Source organism: Psychromonas sp. Urea-02u-13 (genome assembly GCF_002835995.1).
Taxonomy (GTDB): domain Bacteria; phylum Pseudomonadota; class Gammaproteobacteria; order Enterobacterales; family Psychromonadaceae; genus Psychromonas.
The window spans coordinates 1-666 of sequence record NZ_PJBZ01000233.1 but is presented as its reverse complement, the minus strand read 5'-3'; the positions used below and the strand labels follow the sequence as shown (position 1 = coordinate 666).

Genomic DNA, 666 nt, shown 5'->3' with positions numbered 1-666 from the left:
AATGTTTCTTCATCTGTAAATAAAATGGAAATAGAAAATCTCGCGTTAGAGGTTTTAGGAAGTGGTCATATTTATTCAAATGGTATAATGCAAGGCGTTGTTTTTGTAGATTATGAAGCAACAAATGAATTTTCACTAAAAAAAATCACATTATGTGATAGTAATTCATTAATTCCATTAAACAAAGATTGGAATATTGATACTCAAGATAACGGCTACGCCCATTGGATTGAGCAATTAGAGGTCACTCCACGAATTAAAAGCGATATAACTGAAAATATGCCTGACAGTCCGCTTAATCGTTTTAGCGTCGCTCATTTTTTAAGGACTGAAACCTTAGGTGATGTAGATATGTGTGTGGCAATAAGTGGTACTCAACGAATTGAGCAAGATAATGGAATATTTGAAGAGGTCCCAGTAACAATCAATAACTGTAACAGTGTTGAAGCCGTAACTATCACCTCAACACCACAAATTTCAAGCGCATCGACTTCTTTTTCGATGTCAAAACAAACCATTTCTAGTAACAAACACCATGATTATGTTGCATATAGATTATCTTCAAATAGTCAATTGTTTGCACCAAAATCGAGTTTCCAATTTAATAAAGGTGGATTTCATACCTCATCATCACTTACTGTAAAAAGTAATAATTCAAGTATCGTT

At 33.3% G+C, this 666-nt stretch carries 1 protein-coding gene; it reads left to right on the top strand.

All coding sequences use genetic code 11. From position 1 onward, the window contains the following. Window positions 1-24: 24 nt before the first annotated feature. The coding region (locus CXF74_RS21570; RefSeq protein ID WP_157822523.1) for a hypothetical protein at window positions 25-666 on the top strand (642 nt) is incomplete at its 3' end.